The organism is Lachnospiraceae bacterium oral taxon 500, assembly GCA_002999035.1.
Classification (GTDB): domain Bacteria; phylum Bacillota; class Clostridia; order Lachnospirales; family Vallitaleaceae; genus W11650.
Genome location: CP027241.1, coordinates 2568038 through 2584437 on the forward strand (window position 1 = coordinate 2568038; position 16400 = coordinate 2584437).

The window sequence follows — 16400 nt, forward strand, 5'->3', positions numbered from 1 at the left end:
CAAAAAGGCGCTGCCTGGAAATCTCCGGCAGCGCCTTTTCATCTCTTTTTCTGTTTGCTTTTTCTGCTGTCTGCTTCTTCTTACCGCAAAAGCACTATTTTCTGACCAAATCCAAAGTATCCCGGGCAATCATCAGTTCCTCATTGGTCGGAACCACCCAAATCGCAACCTTAGAATCATCAGCCGAAATCAGGGCTTCGCTTCTGGTCTTATTTTTCTCCCGGTCTAATTTAATCCCGAAAAACTCCAAATCGCCCACTAAGCGCTCTCTCATCTCCGCCGAGTTTTCACCGATTCCGCCGGCAAAGCAAATCGCGTCAACCCGGCCAAGCTCCGCCATATAGCCGCCCAAATACCGCTTGGTACGGTTGACAAACATTTCCAGCGCCAACTTAGCCCGCTCATTGCCCTCAGCCGCCGCATTTTCCAAATCTCTGGCATCGCTGCTTAAACCGGAAATACCCAAAAATCCGGACTTTTTATTCAGCATCTGGTTCATATCATTGGGCTGAATCCCTTCCTTTTCCATTAAAAAGGTCAGAACCGTCGGATCCAAATCACCGCTGCGAGTGCCCATGACCAGACCCTCAAGCGGAGTCAGTCCCATGGAGGTATCCATGCATTTTCCGTTTTTAACCGCGGCCAGCGAAGAGCCGTTGCCCAGATGCACCGTGATGATATTTATCTCATCCTGCGGCTTTTTCAGCAGTTCAGCTGTCCGGCGAGTGATATACTTATGGCTGGTACCGTGAAAACCAAACTTGCGAATTCGGTATTTTTCATAGTATTCATACGGAATACCGTACATATAGCTGCTGGCCGGCATAGTCTGATGGAAAGAGGTATCAAACACCGCCACATTCGGTTTGCCCGGAACCAATTCTTCACAGGCTTCAATACCCATCAGGTTAGCCGGATTGTGCAGCGGGCCAAACTTAACATATTCACGAATGACATCTTTAACATGTCCGTCAATAATCGTCGAATCGGTCAATTCTTCGCCGCCGTGCAGCACCCGATGACCGATGGCATTAATCTCATCCAGCGAGGAAATCAATCCCTTCTCGGGATCAAGTAAAGCGTCAAAGACATGCTTCATCGCCGCTTTATGATCCTTCATATTTTCTTCCACTACATACTTTTCCTCGCCAACCGTCTGCACCAATTTAGAACCGTCAATGGCAATCCGCTCAACCAGGCCCTTGCCCAAAACAGTTTCATTGGTCATGTCAAACAATTGATATTTCAGTGACGAACTTCCGCAGTTAATAACTAATATCTTCATTCCTCTCTCCTTTTAAGCCTGTACCTTTTTATATTGCGCCTGAACAGCTGTAATCGCTACTACTCCGGTAATATCCTCAGCCGTTGCGCCTCGGGATAAATCATTAATCGGGGCAGCAATTCCCTGCGTAATCGGGCCGTATGCTTCCGCTTTCGCCAAATACTGCACCAATTTGTAAGCAATATTGCCGGCGTCCAAATCCGGGAATACCAGTACATTGGCTTGACCCGCTACCTTGCTGCCCGGCGCTTTGCTCTGGCCGACTTTGGCAATGATGGCTGCATCCGCCTGCAATTCGCCGTCAATTTGATACTGCGGATATTCTCTTTGCGCAATCTGAGTTGCCTCTACCACTTTATCGACATCCGGATGCGAGGCGCTGCCCTTGGTCGAGTGGCTGAGCATGGCAATCATCGGTTCTCCGCCAATCAGCATTTTAAAGCTTTCGGCCGAGCTGCCGGCAATGGAGGATAATTCCTCGGCCGACGGGCTTTGATTCAATCCGCAGTCAGCAAACAGGAAAGTGCCGTTTACGCCCAAATCGCAGTTCGGAACGGAAATGATAAAGAAACTGGACACAATCTTAACATTCGGCGCCGTTTTTAAAATCTGTAGCGACGGCCGCAGCACATTGGCGGTTGAGTTGACCGCTCCGGCCACCATACCGTCCGCATCCTGCATTTTTACCATCATCACGCCCAAAAACAAGGGATCGGTCTGCAAAAGTTCTCTGGCCTTTTCCCGGGTCATACCTTTTTTCTCGCGCAAAGTAAATAATTTTTCGGTATAACTGTCTAACTTATCAAAACCTTGCGGATCCACAATCTCAACACCGTCAAGGTTTAAGTCTCCTGCTTTTTCCCGGATTTCTTTTTCGTTTCCAATTAAAATAACCTTCGCTATGCCTTCCTTCATCACCTGTTCGGCCGCAGTCAAGGTACGGATATCCATTGCCTCAGGCAAGACAATTGTCTGCAGGTCTTGTTTTGCCTTGTTTTTGATTCCATCAATAAAACTCATTTGCAACTCCTTTCAAGCTCTCTGCTTTGCGTATATTTACAGTTCAACTCTGGCCTGTTCGATGACCGCCCCAATCAAAAACTTCGTTTTTGGCCCGGACGGCAACCTGCCCCTAATCGAAGTGCTGCCCACTTCTGCCCGGACGAGCGGTCTGCCCCTGGTCGAAACGCTATGCGTTTCTGCCCGGGCGGGCAATCTGCCCAAAAAGACAGTTTTTCCAAATAGGGAAAAGTTGAACTCATATCTTTTTAATTATAGCACAAAGTCTGTGGGAATAAAAGTTCCTTTTCGATTTTTTGTTTTTCCGCTTGGCAAAAAGTCTCCGGTTTACAGGCAATTTCCGAATCCTGCGTAAGAATAACCGCAGAATTTTCTCGCACTGATATCAAATTTATGGTATTATAACTATAAGTCCAAGCCAAAATGAAAGGAGGCGCTGTCATGCTGTTTTTACAAACCGAACGTTTATTGCTGCGAAATGTAGAAGAAAAAGATGCCGCCGTTATGTATGACTACCGAAACAATCCTATCTGCGCCCGGTATCAGCGCGGGGAATCCAAATCACAGAAAGGAAAATCATGAAAACCGCTGCCATTATCGCTGAATATAACCCGTTTCATCTTGGTCATGCCTATCAGCTTTCTAAAATTAAAGCTGATTTTGTGATTGCCATTATGAGCGGCAACTTTGTGCAAAGAGGCGAGCCGGCAGTCTTTGATAAATGGCTGCGGGCAGAAGCAGCTCTATCGGGCGGCATTGATCTGGTACTGGAACTGCCGGTTTCCGCTGCCGCTGCCAGCGCCGAATACTTTGCCGCCGAAGCGGTTTTTCTCCTAGAGCAAAGTCAAGTTGTTGACGAGCTTTATTTTGGTGCGGAATGTCCTGATCTGCCGCCGCTGCAAGCCTTAGCCGAAATTCTGACCACCGAAAGCACCGATTTTTCGGCGGCTTTAAAAAGCAGCTTAAAAAACGGCCGTTCCTATGCCGCCGCCCGGCAGGAAGCAGTTGAAAGCCTGTTCCCCGATGCCGGTTACGGCCATATTCTCAAAGGTTCCAATAATATCCTGGCCATCGAATACTTAAAGGCACTGACAGCTTTCCGCAGCCAAATCACGCCGCATTTAATTCAAAGGCAGGGACAAAGCTATTTGGACGAAAACTATCAGCCAAATACCTTTCTATCCGCCACCGCCATCCGCCGTCTGCTTCAGGCAAACGACCGGACCAAATTAAGCACCGCTCTGCCGGCTGCTTCTTTTCAACTGCTGCAAGCAGCCGAAGCACAAAAAAACGGACCGATTTTCCCAGAGGATATCTATCCGTTTGTTCAATTCTTATTAATTCAGCAGGACTCAGCCGCTTTGCTCCGCCTGCGCGAGCAAAAGTCCGAACTCATAAACCGCCTGCTGGCTGCTTTGGACTTAGACTTGCCCTTTGCCGGCTATATCAGCGCCTGCCGCTCCCGCAACTTCCCGGCCGCCGCCGTTAAACGGGCGCTCCTGAATATTTTCTTAAATCAACGCCCACCCCTGCCGCCGACTGTGGAAAACAGCTATCTGCGGATTCTCGGCCTGCGCCGCTCAGCCGCGCCGCTGCTGCGCCGTTTACAGGAAGTTTCACGCCTGCCGGTAATTACCAATACCCGGCATGCCAAAAAACTACCCACCGCCGCTTTGGCCCGCTGGCAGAACGAACTGCGCTGCGACCGGCTTTATGCCCGGCTGACTGCCCAAAAATACGGCCGTCCGTTTCTGCCGCCGGAGCAAAGAAACCCGGTTATTATTTGACATCAGCACTCTCTATTCCTTTAAGGCCTCTCGGTTTTCTTCAATAATATCTAATTGGCCGACCAAGGTTTTTTCAAACTTGGAATAATCGGCATTGGCCTGATTGAGCAGCGCTGTAATCGTTTTCTGCGCTTTTTCCAAGAGCTCATCGGTATAGCGGTAAGCCTCACGGCGAATTTCTTCACTTTGCTTGTATGCTTTATCCAAAATTGCCTCAGCCTTGGCCTGTGCCTGGCGGGTAATCTCATGCTCGTCAACCAGTGCTTTCGCCCGGTTAACCGCTTCTTCTTCTATTTCAGCCAGCTTTTCTTTGGCAATCGACATCATATGCTCCCGGTCATCAATAATCGCATTGGCTCTTTTGATTTCCTCGGGCAGCGCCAGCCGGATTTGGGTGATAAACTCATCCATCACATCGCTCCGCACCACTACTTTATTGGACTGAAACGGCAAGGCATTGCTGTCATTTACATACACTTCCATATCATCGATAATATCAAACACTTTGCTGTTCATTCTTTACTCCCATCTTTCTTAATACCGCCTGTTTGGATAGTTCCGGCACCATATCGCCAATTTCTCCGCCAAAGAAAGCCGCTTCTTTCACAAAAGTAGAACTGATAAAGGAATATTTGGCGTTAGACACCAAAAACACGGTTTCTGTCTGCGGACTGAGCAGGCTGTTGCCCTGCGCCAGCTGCAATTCATACTCAAAATCAGACACCGCCCGAAAGCCCCGAATAATGGCATCCGCATTTTCCCTTTCGACAAAACGAACCAATAATCCGGTGAAAAATTCCACTCTCACATTCGGCATATCCTTGGTCAGTGCCTTTAACAATTCATTTCTTTCTTCCAAGCTTAATAATGATTTTTTATGCGGATTAACTGCCACGGCGACAATCAACTCATCGACCAGTTTAGATGCTCTGGCAATAATATCCATATGTCCGTAAGTCGGCGGATCAAAACTGCCGGCATACACTGCTTTTTTCATATTATTTCCTCGTTCCGTCCCTCAATAAACCTAAATAATCTGCCGCCAAAAACATCGTTTGCCTTATTCGGACAACCGTTTCTTTACCGGCTTAAACATTAAAGCGCATAAATATATATTGATTGGTTTTAAACTTTTTATATTTCTCGGTTTTTATTGTATCATATTTCTCTAAAAAAGAAAAGTCAAAACCGCTCTTTGTTTCGGCAATAATCAAAGCATCCTCGGCCAGCAATTTTTTTTCGGTCAAAGCTTCGATTGCCCGCCGGTACAAATCCTCCTCCTGATAGGGCGGATCCAAAAAAACAAGATCCAGCTTTACACCGGCGCCCCTGATTTTTTCCAAGCCCCCTAAAAAATCACCCGCCAAAACCTGTGCCTTCTCTTCCAGCTTAGTTCTCCGCAAATTATCCTTGATTACCTCAACTGTCGCTTTGTTTTTCTCGCAAAAATAAGCGCAGCGTGCTCCCCGGCTGAGTGCTTCAATCCCCAGCGCTCCGCTGCCGGCAAAGACATCTAATACCGTTCGCTCATAAATTTCCGCCTGAATCATATTAAACAGCGTTTCCTTCAAGCGGTCAACCGTCGGTCTGACCTGATCGCCTTTCGGCGCTTTCAGCGGAATTCCTCTGGCCGCTCCTGCCACTACTCTCATTATGTACTCCTTACTCTCAATTTTCCCCTGATTGCAAGCTCCGTTTTCTGCCGGATGGGCGGTCGGCCCCTAATTGAAGCAACTCGCGCTTCTGCCCGGGCGGGCGATCTGCCCTGATCGAAGCACTCCGCGCTTCTGCCCAGGCGGGCAGTCGGCCCTGTCGAAAGTTCTGCTTCCTGCACACAAATACTTGATTTGTCTCAAAAGCCTGCCCCACCGAATATAGGGAAATTATTATATCGACAAAATCTCCCGGCTGCCGCCGTAATACAACTCCAGCATTTGCCGGCGCTCAGCGGAATCGCCGATTTCCGCAGCCGCCTGCGAAACCATCTCCAGCACCGGCAAATCCTGATACAAATCCGCCAGCTGCAGCAACGGCAAGCCATGCTGCTTGACGCCAAACGCATCGCCCGGCCCTCTCATCTTCAAATCATACTCGGCAATCTCAAAGCCTGACTGATGCGCCGCTACAAACTCCAACTTTTCCCGAATCGCCGAATCCTTAGCATCCGATAAAAAAATGCAATAGCTTTGCCGATTGCCGCGCCCGACCCGGCCCCTTAACTGATGAAGCTGCGCCAGTCCAAAACGCTCCGCGTTTTCAACCAGCATCACGGTCGCCCGCGGTACATTGACTCCGACCTCCACCACGGTCGTTGAAATCAAAATATCCGTTTCCCCAGCGGCAAAAGCCCTCATAATTTCTTCTTTTTCCGGCTGGCCGCCGTATAAATACGCAATCCGCAGCTGCGGATATTTCTTTTGCAGGGCCTGCGCGTAACTGATGACTCCGGTCAGCGCCAACTCCTCATTGTCCTCAACCGCCGGACAAATAATATATGCCGCCGCGCCACTCCTGATTTCCTTTTCCATAAACCGGTAAATCTTGTCGCGGGCGCTGCCGCTTCTTAAAAAGGACTGCACCGGTATGCGCCCGGTCGGCATACTTTTAATCACGGAAATATCCATATCCTGATATAAAATCAGAGCCAAAGTTCGGGGAATCGGCGTAGCGCTCATCACCAGAATATGCGGCAGCTTTTCCCGAACGCCTTTTCGGCTTAAGTTCTCCCGCTGCATCACCCCAAAACGATGCTGCTCATCGGTGATGACCAAACCTAAATTGCGGTAAATCGCCTTTTCCTGAATCAAAGCATGCGTGCCGATAATAAAATGCGCCTGACCGCTCTCCATTTGCTCATAAGTTTCTTTTTTTTCTTTGGCCTTGGCCGAGCCCAAAAGCAGTACTGTTTTTATGCCAAGCGGCGCCAACCTTCTTTCCGCTTCCTGAAAATGCTGCACCGCCAGCACCTCCGTCGGCGCCATCAGCGCAGCCTGATAGCCGTTTTCAATCATCATGGCCGCTGCCGCAAATGCTACCGCCGTTTTGCCGCTGCCCACGTCACCCTGCACCAGCCGAACCATCCGCCGCTGGCTGCGCAAATCATTTTCAATAGCGGCAATTGTTTCCGCCTGATCCGCCGTCAGGGCAAACGGCAGGCCGGCAATCAGACGCTCGGCCAGTGCCCCTGACCGCAGCGGGAAATCATTTGGCTGCTCCCGGTCAGCTTTTGCCATCCCGGCCCGAAAAAAATAAAACTCATCAAAAACCAGCCGTTTACGGGCAGCTTCCGCCTCCGCCTTGGTTTTTGGAAAATGCAGCTTTTGGTAGCTTTCCCATAAAGGCAAAAGTCCGTATTTTTCCCGCACCGCCGCTTCGATATAATCTTTGACCGGCTGTTCATCCGCCGGCAGCGATAAAATCTGCTTTAAATACTGCTTCCATTTCTTTTCGCTGATGCCTTTGCGGACAGGGTATCTGGCGGAAAGGGGAAAAGCCGCCAGCTCCGTCAGTTCCTCCTCGGTAACCACTGCCGGATTAATCAGCTGCCATTCTGCTTTCTGCCGATGCGGCCGGCCCCGTAAAATCAAAACCCGGCCCGGCAACATCACTTTCGCCAGATAAGGCTGCCGGAAATAGGTCACCCGCAGCCGCTGCCCCGACTCATCGGCCGCATAAAAACTAAGCGCCGTCAGCTTGCCGAAGTATTGAAACTTGGGCTGAGAAACGATTTTCAGGCGCAAATAATTTTCTTCCTTTTCCTGAATTCCGGCGATATCGGTTACACCGCTAAAAAAATCATAACCCTTAGGATAGCAGGTCAGCAAATCATAAAAAGTCAAAATGCCCATGCTTTGCAGCAGTTTTTCCGTCTTGGCGCCGACTCCTTTTAATTCTCTGACTGCTTTTTGCATTTCTGCCTCCGCTTCCTTTAACTGTTAAAACTCGCTGCTTGCTTTCTCAACTTTCCCGCACTGAATCCACAGGCTCAGCCGCTGTCAATATACCTGATTTTTAAAAACTCCGCTTTCCCATGTCTGATAAAACCAGTTTTTTAGGCAGATTGCTCGTCCGGACAGGAGCACGGCTTCATTCAGCGCCAGTTACCCGCTTGGACAAAAGCGCAGCTTCATTCAGTGCCGCTTGCTCACCTGAACAAAAGCACGTCTTCATTCAAAGCCAGGTGCTCGCCCAGACAAAAGTACAGCCTCATTCAGTGCCGCAATTCAAGCCTGAGAAAGTTGAGTTAAAAGGCAAGCTTTTTCTGTTTCTTGAAAAAGCTTGCCTGAACTGAAATCATTTTTAATTTTCCGGTCGCTCATCCGCTAACCGCCGCTCCCGCAGCAGCACTCCGACCGCCGGATGTCAGTCACCAGTCAGCCCTTCCTTCCGTCATAAGCTCTATTCCACGGAAATAAGGTAATAATATAAGGGCTGGCCGCCAAACTGAACGGCCACATCCGCCGCCGGATATTTTCCCCGGAGCAACTCCGCCGCCTGTTCTGCCGCTTCCGACTGTACGTCTTCGCCGTAATAAAGAGTGATGATTTCACTGTCCTCATCTACCAGCGCCGCTGCCAGCTCCTCAACCGCCGTATCAACATCCCCGGCTACCGCCAAAATTTTGCTTTCATCCAAAGCAATAATATCGCCGGTTTTAATTGTTTTGCCTTCAAACTGCGTATCTCTGACTGCATAGGTGACCTGACCGGATTTAATCGCTGCCATTGCTTCAAGCATTGTTTCCTTATTTTCTTCCGGCGCCGCCCCTTCCTCAAAAGCAATCAAGGCACCAATTCCCTGCGGAACAGTCTTGGACGGAATGACAACCACCTTTCTGTCCTTAACCAAATGAACTGCCTGTTCGGCCGCTAAGATAATATTTTTGTTGTTGGGAAATAAAAACACCGTATCGGCATTAATTTTTTCAATGGCCTGCACAAAGTCCTCGGTGCTGGGATTCATCGTTTGACCGCCGGTAATGACCACGTCAACCCCCAAATCCTTAAATACATTCTCAATTCCCTGACCGGCTGAAACCGCTACAAAGCCGTTTTCTTTTTTCTCCATCGGCCGCTCCGGCTTGGCTTTGGCTTCCGCCTGCTGCGAGGCAATTTCATGTCCATGCTTAATCAGCTGCTCGGTGTGCTGAATCCGCATATTTTCAATTTTTAAATTGGATAAATAGCCAAGCGTCAAAGCCTTTTGCAGGGCCAGACCCGGATTTTCGGTATGAACATGAATCTTAATCAAATCATCATCGCAAACCGCCACAATCGAATCACCGATGGTTTCCAAATAACCTTTCAGCGCTTCGGAATCCTTTTCATTGTCCGCACCCTCTTTCGTGTTAATGATAAACTCGGTGCAATAGCCAAACTCAATCGAATCCGCTGCCTCCTGAAAAACATGGTTGAACTCTTTTTTTCCGCTGCCGGCTGCCTGCTCACCAAAATCAAAGCTGACCTCACCACCACCGGCCAATGCCTTATAGGCACCCTCTAAAATATAGCAAAGACCCTGTCCGCCGGCATCCACTACGCCCGCTTCTTTCAGCACCGGCAATTGGTTCGGCGTGTTTTCCAGCGCTTTTTGAGCATGCTCTAAAATCTTGGGAAAGTTCTCTAAAATATCATTATCTTCCAAAGCTAACTCTGCCGCCTTATTGGCCATTTCCTTGGCTACCGTCAAAATCGTACCTTCCTTTGGTTTCATTACTGCTTTGTAAGCGGTTTCCACTCCACGGTTTAAAGCCCCCGCGATAATCATTGCATCCAACTCCCGGTACTGCTCAATCCCTTTGGCAAAGCCCCGCAGCAGCTGTGATAAAATCACCCCGGAATTGCCTCTGGCACCACGCAGCGAACCGGAAGAAATCGCCTTGGCAATTGCCTTCATATCGCCGTTTTCAAGCTGCTCCACTTCCCGAGCCGCTGACAGAATTGTCATCGTCATGTTGGTTCCGGTATCACCGTCCGGTACCGGGAAAACATTTAGCTCGTTTACATATTCCTTTTTTATTTCCAATAGTTTCGCACCCGCCAGGAACATCTTCCGGAAGGTCTTTGCATCAATTTTTTGAACTTTCATTCCATCCTCCTGCTTACTCATCAACCCGGACACCTTCTACAAAAACATTGATCCGCTTTACTTTCATGCCGGAAAATGTTTCCAGTTTATATTTAACCGTACTGATCAGATTTTCGGTCACCGCCCGAATATTAACGCCGTATTCAATAATGATATGAAAATCAATGCACAACTCATTATCTTCAACCATAACATTGACACCCCTAGTCAGCGCCGTCCGGCTCAGCATTTTTACAATCCCGTCTTTGAGACTGACCATCGCCATGCCGACAATGCCGTACAACTCGATCGCCGATAAGCCCGCCATCTGGGCAATAACCTTGGTATCAACCACGACCGAGCCCAGTTCCGTTGTATATCTCATGCTCATAATTACCTCCTCGTCCTGTTTCCTGTAAACTATAAAGAAAGCTCCTCTGCTTTTTCAGCGTAAACAGAAAGCTCTTCCTTAAATTATCTGCATTTTTCCGCACCTGTCAAACCGTTTTTTAACCGGCCATACCCTGCGCAGAAACATGAAACTCCTTAACATGGAAAATTGATTTATTATTTTATATAGTATATCATAAATCAAACACCAGCGCCAGAAAAAAATATTATGCTTTGATTCGCTCCCAAATCAAAGTCACTACCTCGTCAATACTTTTATCGGAAGTGTCAATCTCAAATGCGTCCGCCGCCTTGCGCAGAGGTGATTCCTGCCGGTTCCGGTCACGCTCGTCCCTCTCTTTAATCTCCGCGATAATGGTTTCCAGTTCCGCGGTTTGTCCTTTTTCCTGCAATTCCCGGCAGCGCCTTTGCCCGCGCACTTCCGCCGAAGCTGTTAAAAATATTTTATGTTCGGCCTCCGGCAGCACAACCGTGCCGATATCCCGGCCATCCATCACCACTGACTGACTGTCCGCAATCTGCTGCTGCAGCCGCACCATCGCCTGCCGGACTTCCCGGATTGTACTGATCTTAGAGGCTCGTTCACCGACCTCCTGCGTCCGCAGCTGTTCACTGACATCTTCATCCTGTAAATAAAGGCGCTGAACACCATCCTCGTATTTCAAAATAATCGGCGCATTTTCCGCTAACTCCGTTAATTCCTGCCGATAGGCCTCCACATCGCTGTCTTTTTCCAAAACAAGACCCCGGCGCAGCGATAAAAGCCCAACCGCCCGGTACATCGCACCGGTATCAACATAAACAATCCCCAGCCTCCCGGCCAGTTCTCTGGCAATTGTACTTTTACCCGCCCCCGACGGCCCGTCAATTGCAATTTTCATGGTTTGGTTCCCCCAATCCGGTCGTAAATCTTTTGCTTCCTCTAAATACACATGATAGGGTCTGCGCTTCATCTCGGCCAATAACAAAACCCGGATGCACCGCCTAAGACTGCCCTCTACTTCCATCTCAGTATAACAAGCCAGTGCCGTCTGTGTCAATCCCAGATTTCTGGCTGCTCCGGCCGGATACGCTGCCGTCAGGTCTTTGGTTGCCGAAAAAAAGACAGCTACGATTTCTTCTTCAGTCAACAGGTTTCTGACCATAATTTCTGTCAGCAGCTTTTCAGTTTGACCGAGAATCTCCGCTGCCGTATTTTCTTTTACCGTAATCGCCCCGCGAATGGCTTTCATTTCTTCTCCTTATCCGGGCAGGGCTGAATCCCCGCCAAATATCCGGTTGAAAATGCAATCTGCAAATTAAAGCCGCCGGTTAAGGCGTCCACATCAATCATTTCTCCGACTAAATACAGCCCTTTGACAAGCTTACTTTCCATTGTTTTCGGATTGATTTCCTTAACCCGCACACCGCCGCGGGTAATGATTGCTTCGGTAAAATCCCGCGTTCCCTTAATTTCAAACTCCAGTCCTTTTAAACCGGCTGCCATGGCCTGTCTTTCTTTTTTGCTGATTTGAGCCGCCGGCTTCTCCGCCGCCAGCCCGCAGCGCTGAAAGAAAAGCAGGAGCAGCTTATGCGGCAGGAGCGAAGCCCATGCCGTTTCTACGGCTTGATCCGGCTGCGCCGCCAGCTCTCTGACGAGCCTGTCCTCCAACATTTCAGGACTAAGCGCCGGCTTAAGGTCAATCACCCCCTTGACTGCGGCCGGCCGTTTCGGCAAATAACTGGATGCCGACAGCGCCAAGGCACCACCCAAACCAAAAGGTGTAAATTGAATTTCTCCTTGACCGGAAAAAAGCAGCTTTTTACCCTCCACCAGCCGAAAACCGATATTTTTTAAAAGCAGGGGCGCAGCTGCTGCAAAATCCCGTTCCGCAGTTTCCAACGGCACCAGTCCCGGTACCGTTTCTTCCATACTATGCCCGGCCTGCGCCGCCAGCCGGTAGCCGTCACCGGTCGAGCCGGTCGCCGGATAGGCCAATCCGCCGGCCGCCAAGATCACCCGCCCGGCCAAAATACTTTCACCACTGCTTAAACGAACTCCGACAACCCGTCTTTCCTCGGCATTTTCTGCCATCATCAGCTCCCTGACTATTTCCTTTTTACGGACAGTCACGCCACCAATCGACAGCTGTTTTTCCAAAGTTTTCAGGATATCGCTTGACTTATCCGAGCGGGAAAAAACCCGCCCGCCTCTTTCTGCTTTCAGCGGACAGCCGGCCTGCTCAAAAAAAGCCATCAACTGATGACTGGACAGGGCATGCAGCGCCCCGTAAAGGAATTTGGCATTCGTTGGTATATTTTCCAATATTTCACTGGTATCGGCCAGATTGGTCAAATTGCATCGTCCCTTGCCGGTAAGATATAGCTTTTTTCCGATTTTTTCATTTTTCTCCAGTAAAAGTACGTGCTGACCCTGTCCGGCGGCGGCGATTGCCGCCATACAACCGGCGGCACCGGCTCCCACTACCAGCGTATCCCAATCCCAGCTATACTCATTTCTTTTTTCCATACCGATTTCCTTTTAAATATCCGGACGTCAGGTTATTTGACCCCAAATCTTCATACACCTGATATTCCTGCCAAATATTTTCCAACTGCTCCAAACTGTCAATAATCCTGTTTTTTCGCTTTAACGACATTGCCACGATAATAGCATTAACCACACTCATCGGCGCAACCAGTGAATCCACAATCGAAGCCATTTCCGTACTGGCAAACAGCGCCACATCAGCAAACACCATCCCCGGTGACTGATCGCAGTCGGTCAGGAGAATCACTTTTGCCTTTTGAGACTTGGCAAAAGACAGCGCATGCAATGTCCGCTTGGAATAACGCGGAAAGGTAATGCCAATCATCACGTCATCTTCATTGATTCGCCTTAAGTTTTCAAATATTTCGGTACTGCTGTTGCTGTTGATAACTTTAACATTATCAAACATCAGATTAAAATAAAAGCCCAAAAAATTAGCCAACGCCGCACTGGCCCTGACACCGACAATATAACATCTTCTGGCATCCAAAAGATACTGAATAGCCTGATTAAAATGGTCTTCCTGCATTTCATCCAGGGTTTGTTTGATTCTTTCCCGGTCAATGGTCAGAACATGCTTTAACACACTGCCGGCTTCAATCTGGTCTTCAATCACTTCCACCCGCTGCATCGAGGTCATCTTGGTTCTGGCGATTTCTTCCAGCGCTCTTTGCAGCTTAGGATAGCCTTCATAACCCAATTCGTTGGCAAAGCGCACCACCGTTGATTCGCTGACGCCAACCACCTGACCGAGCTTAGCCGCCGTCAGGTAAACTGCCTTATCATAATGCTGAGAAATATAACTGGCCAACAGCTTCTGTCCCTTGCTCAATTCGGGAAACTTTTCCCGAATTCTGGACAAAATATCATTTTCTCTTAACATTTCCTTTTCGCCTTTCTGCTTGCTTTCCGATTTTTGCTTGAAATAAGCCAAGCTGCAAACAGAAAAACCATTTTTCTCGTTTGCCCTGCCGAATCCGCGCTGCGCCAGCTGTCCCTGCCGCTTGCCGCAAAATGAATTACTCAAGCAAAAATTATTCATTTTTTATTATATCGCACTTTCTTTCTTATTTCAACAGCTATTTGTTTTCGCTTATTTTTCATTTGTTTCTGCTTGTTTTCTATTGCTGACAGTTTCTTTTGAATCAGTCCTTCATATCTTTCCAACAATTTTTTTGCAAGAAAAAGAAAAAGGAACATCATCGCTATGATTACCACCGAACGCAGCGGATTTTTCATAAAGTCGGAAACATTGTAGCCGATCACGCTTAACAGCAAAATCATCACTGCTTTTCCGGCAACGACCGCCAGCGAAAACTCCCGTTTTCTAATCTCTGATAGAGCGGCCAAAACCGAAATGACAATCGAAGGTGTAAACGGAAACGAAAACAGTACAATCAACGGAAATGCGCCCTTGCCTTGAATCCATTTTTGAAACCTTTCATATTCCTTTTGCCGGTGCAGCCACGGAATCAGCCGTTTGGCCCCCAGCTTTTTAACCAGCAGATAAACCAATATCGTACCGATGCAAGTGCCGATATAGGACAGCAAATATCCCAGCCAAAAGCCAAACCCCATAATATTGACCGTGACCAGTGCCGCCAAAGGCAACGGCGGAAAAAAGGCCTCAATCATGGCCAGCAAAATGCCCGCCAGAAACCGAAACGGCCCCAAACCATCCATCAGTTTCATCCAAAACTCCGGTTGGCTGATTAGCTGAATCCACTGCCACATAATTTTTCTCCTTTTCCCAATTTTTAAAGCTTCCGGCAGCAGTATACCATAATTTCCACACTTTCTCCAGATTTCTCCGCTAACTGTAATTTTTTTAATTCGTTTCTAATTTTTGAACCCCCCCCCAGGTTTTAGCTCTTTATCCCGGAAAACTCTCTATTTCCACGCTCTCGGAATTGTGGTAAAATAGAAAAAGGATAATGCGAGGTGATAGAGATGGATAAGTTGGAGTTATTTTCAAAGTGCTTAAATTTAGCTGAGGGCAGAGAAAATCCTGAGAGTTGGTGGGATTGGTGGAACGAACACGAATCCGAAGTGGAAAAACTATTGAACCACGGCGAGTTTTTGAAGTTAAAACCCCGGTCGCATGGATTTTCTTGGGTACCAGTATTTGGTAGCCAAAAGGGAGCCATCGCTATTCTGGAGAAGAACGGAATAGCGTTTGAAATCAGTAATCTCTATCAAGAACGGTATCTGGAGGAATTGGACGCTTACTGTAAGGAACAGAAACGAGTACAACGAGAAAAGCAAAAGAAATTCAAGACACAGCACCCCGAATGGTTTACTCGATACCCTAAGTTCTCAAAAATGTTGGCAAAAGTCTTGGACTCCTCTGATGAAATAAAATCTGCTGCAACTGCAGAGAAGATTGTAGAGATAGAAAAGAAATTAGGATTTATTCTCCCAACGCAGGTTCGGGACTTTTTTCTCATAACTGAGGGCGTTAATGTATCTACAGGTTTGAGTATCAACTTGTCCCAGCTCTTTAACCTAACTATTCACGAGGAGCATTATTGTGTACTAGGTGAATTTTGGAAAGAGGCTGACGGAGATTTACTCCTACTCCGCCCCGGCGAAGAAACTGTTTGGTACTATGCCCATGAGCAAGACAAAGTAAAATTTTTGCGGAATACCATGTATGAATTGTTAGAAAAAGAGTTAGTGAATTATCTGCGAGAAAGTTCCTTGTAAACTGACCTAATGCACATGCCAAAACAGAAAAAGCCGATGCGGACTTTCTCTGTAAGCGAATTTATTCTCTTTTCCTGGGTTTATTCTCTTTTCCTTTGTTTATTCTTTTTTCAGCTTTCTAATGACCTCAAAATACTTTTGGCTGATCTGCTGTATGGCCGGAATCCGATCGGCCAGCTGGCGGCCGTTTAAAAAATGATACAGCTTTCCTTTCCGAGCAGTATTTGCCCGAATCTCAACCGTAATCGTCCGCAGCGGCATATACTGCATCATAACCCGGCCATTTCCATTTTCTTCCATTATAATATCCGCTGGCTGCGGATAAATCATTCGCCGGTTTAGCTCCGCCGCCAGCCCCCTTGCCCAGTCCGAATCTCCCGCGGTCAGGCAGCTGTCTGCCCAATCCTGCGCCGTAACCGACAACGTATAGGTATCATAAATCATAATTCCCAGCCGAATAATGAGCAGCACCGCAAAAATACAAATCGGAAACACCAATGCGCTCTCAATCGTAACTGAGCCCCGCCGCTTATTTTTCAGGCAATTGCTTTTTATTATTTGAGGGCTTTTCTGTTTTTTTATCCTGCTCTTCATG

General features: G+C 48.1%; 17 protein-coding genes. 2 read left to right on the forward strand and 15 right to left on the reverse strand.

Annotation, left to right across the window (positions count from 1 at the left end):
• Nucleotides 1-94: 94 nt before the first annotated feature.
• The 3 genes from C3V36_11740 to C3V36_11750 all read right to left on the reverse strand — a co-directional run bounded on the left by C3V36_11740 (nt 95) and on the right by C3V36_11750 (nt 2748).
• Nucleotides 95-1285, reverse strand: coding sequence for an acetate kinase (locus C3V36_11740; GenBank protein AVM69853.1), 1191 nt, complete (start codon nt 1283-1285; stop codon nt 95-97).
• Between the two features lie 12 nt (nt 1286-1297).
• Entirely contained in the window at nt 1298-2305 is a 1008-nt protein-coding gene (gene pta / locus C3V36_11745) for a phosphate acetyltransferase (protein ID AVM69854.1), read from the reverse strand.
• Between the two features lie 248 nt (nt 2306-2553).
• Nucleotides 2554-2748, reverse strand: coding sequence for a hypothetical protein (locus C3V36_11750; protein ID AVM69855.1), 195 nt, complete (start codon nt 2746-2748; stop codon nt 2554-2556).
• A 135-nt stretch (nt 2749-2883) separates the two neighbouring features.
• On the opposite strand from C3V36_11750, the gene C3V36_11755 reads away from it, so the two are divergent.
• Complete coding sequence (locus tag C3V36_11755; protein AVM69856.1) at nt 2884-4092, forward strand: hypothetical protein; 1209 nt, start codon at nt 2884-2886, stop codon at nt 4090-4092.
• 12 nt (nt 4093-4104) lie between these two features.
• On the opposite strand, the gene C3V36_11760 is transcribed toward C3V36_11755, so the two are convergent.
• From C3V36_11760 to C3V36_11810, 11 genes are all read right to left on the reverse strand, one after another.
• On the reverse strand, nt 4105-4608 hold the full coding sequence (locus C3V36_11760) for a hypothetical protein (protein ID AVM69857.1): 504 nt from the start codon (nt 4606-4608) through the stop codon (nt 4105-4107).
• Nucleotides 4589-5089, reverse strand: a complete 501-nt coding sequence (locus C3V36_11765) for a pantetheine-phosphate adenylyltransferase (GenBank protein AVM69858.1) — start codon at nt 5087-5089, stop codon at nt 4589-4591. The genes C3V36_11760 and C3V36_11765 overlap by 20 nt, the downstream gene beginning before the upstream one ends.
• Before the next feature lie 91 nt (nt 5090-5180).
• The gene (gene rsmD / locus C3V36_11770; protein ID AVM69859.1) at nt 5181-5744 is read right to left on the reverse strand and encodes a 16S rRNA (guanine(966)-N(2))-methyltransferase RsmD; all 564 of its coding nucleotides are present in this window, start codon (nt 5742-5744) and stop codon (nt 5181-5183) included.
• A 16-nt stretch (nt 5745-5760) separates the two neighbouring features.
• Nucleotides 5761-5961 carry a hypothetical protein gene (locus tag C3V36_11775; GenBank protein AVM69860.1) on the reverse strand — a complete coding sequence of 67 codons (201 nt, stop codon included), beginning with the start codon at nt 5959-5961 and terminating at the stop codon, nt 5761-5763.
• Between the two features lie 17 nt (nt 5962-5978).
• Nucleotides 5979-8003 (reverse strand): ATP-dependent DNA helicase RecG, encoded by a 2025-nt coding sequence (locus C3V36_11780; GenBank protein ID AVM69861.1) that lies wholly within the window; start codon nt 8001-8003, stop codon nt 5979-5981.
• A 487-nt stretch (nt 8004-8490) separates the two neighbouring features.
• Nucleotides 8491-10179 (reverse strand): dihydroxyacetone kinase, encoded by a 1689-nt coding sequence (locus C3V36_11785; GenBank protein ID AVM69862.1) that lies wholly within the window; start codon nt 10177-10179, stop codon nt 8491-8493.
• Between the two features lie 13 nt (nt 10180-10192).
• Complete coding sequence (locus tag C3V36_11790) at nt 10193-10549, reverse strand: Asp23/Gls24 family envelope stress response protein (protein AVM69863.1); 357 nt, start codon at nt 10547-10549, stop codon at nt 10193-10195.
• A 226-nt stretch (nt 10550-10775) separates the two neighbouring features.
• Nucleotides 10776-11801, reverse strand: a complete 1026-nt coding sequence (locus C3V36_11795) for a cytidylate kinase (GenBank protein AVM69864.1) — start codon at nt 11799-11801, stop codon at nt 10776-10778.
• Nucleotides 11798-13078, reverse strand: coding sequence for an aminoacetone oxidase family FAD-binding enzyme (locus C3V36_11800; GenBank protein AVM69865.1), 1281 nt, complete (start codon nt 13076-13078; stop codon nt 11798-11800). Before C3V36_11800 ends, C3V36_11795 begins: the two co-directional genes overlap by 4 nt.
• Nucleotides 13062-13982 carry an N-acetylmannosamine kinase gene (locus tag C3V36_11805; GenBank protein AVM70541.1) on the reverse strand — a complete coding sequence of 307 codons (921 nt, stop codon included), beginning with the start codon at nt 13980-13982 and terminating at the stop codon, nt 13062-13064. Before C3V36_11805 ends, C3V36_11800 begins: the two co-directional genes overlap by 17 nt.
• Nucleotides 13983-14137: 155 nt before the next feature.
• Complete coding sequence (locus tag C3V36_11810) at nt 14138-14833, reverse strand: hypothetical protein (GenBank protein ID AVM69866.1); 696 nt, start codon at nt 14831-14833, stop codon at nt 14138-14140.
• A 216-nt stretch (nt 14834-15049) separates the two neighbouring features.
• Between C3V36_11810 and C3V36_11815 the strand changes: the two genes are divergently transcribed.
• Nucleotides 15050-15805 carry an SMI1/KNR4 family protein gene (locus C3V36_11815; GenBank protein AVM69867.1) on the forward strand — a complete coding sequence of 252 codons (756 nt, stop codon included), beginning with the start codon at nt 15050-15052 and terminating at the stop codon, nt 15803-15805.
• 99 nt (nt 15806-15904) lie between these two features.
• On the opposite strand, the gene C3V36_11820 is transcribed toward C3V36_11815, so the two are convergent.
• On the reverse strand, nt 15905-16399 hold the full coding sequence (locus C3V36_11820; GenBank protein AVM69868.1) for a hypothetical protein: 495 nt from the start codon (nt 16397-16399) through the stop codon (nt 15905-15907).
• Nucleotide 16400: the final 1 nt, after the last annotated feature.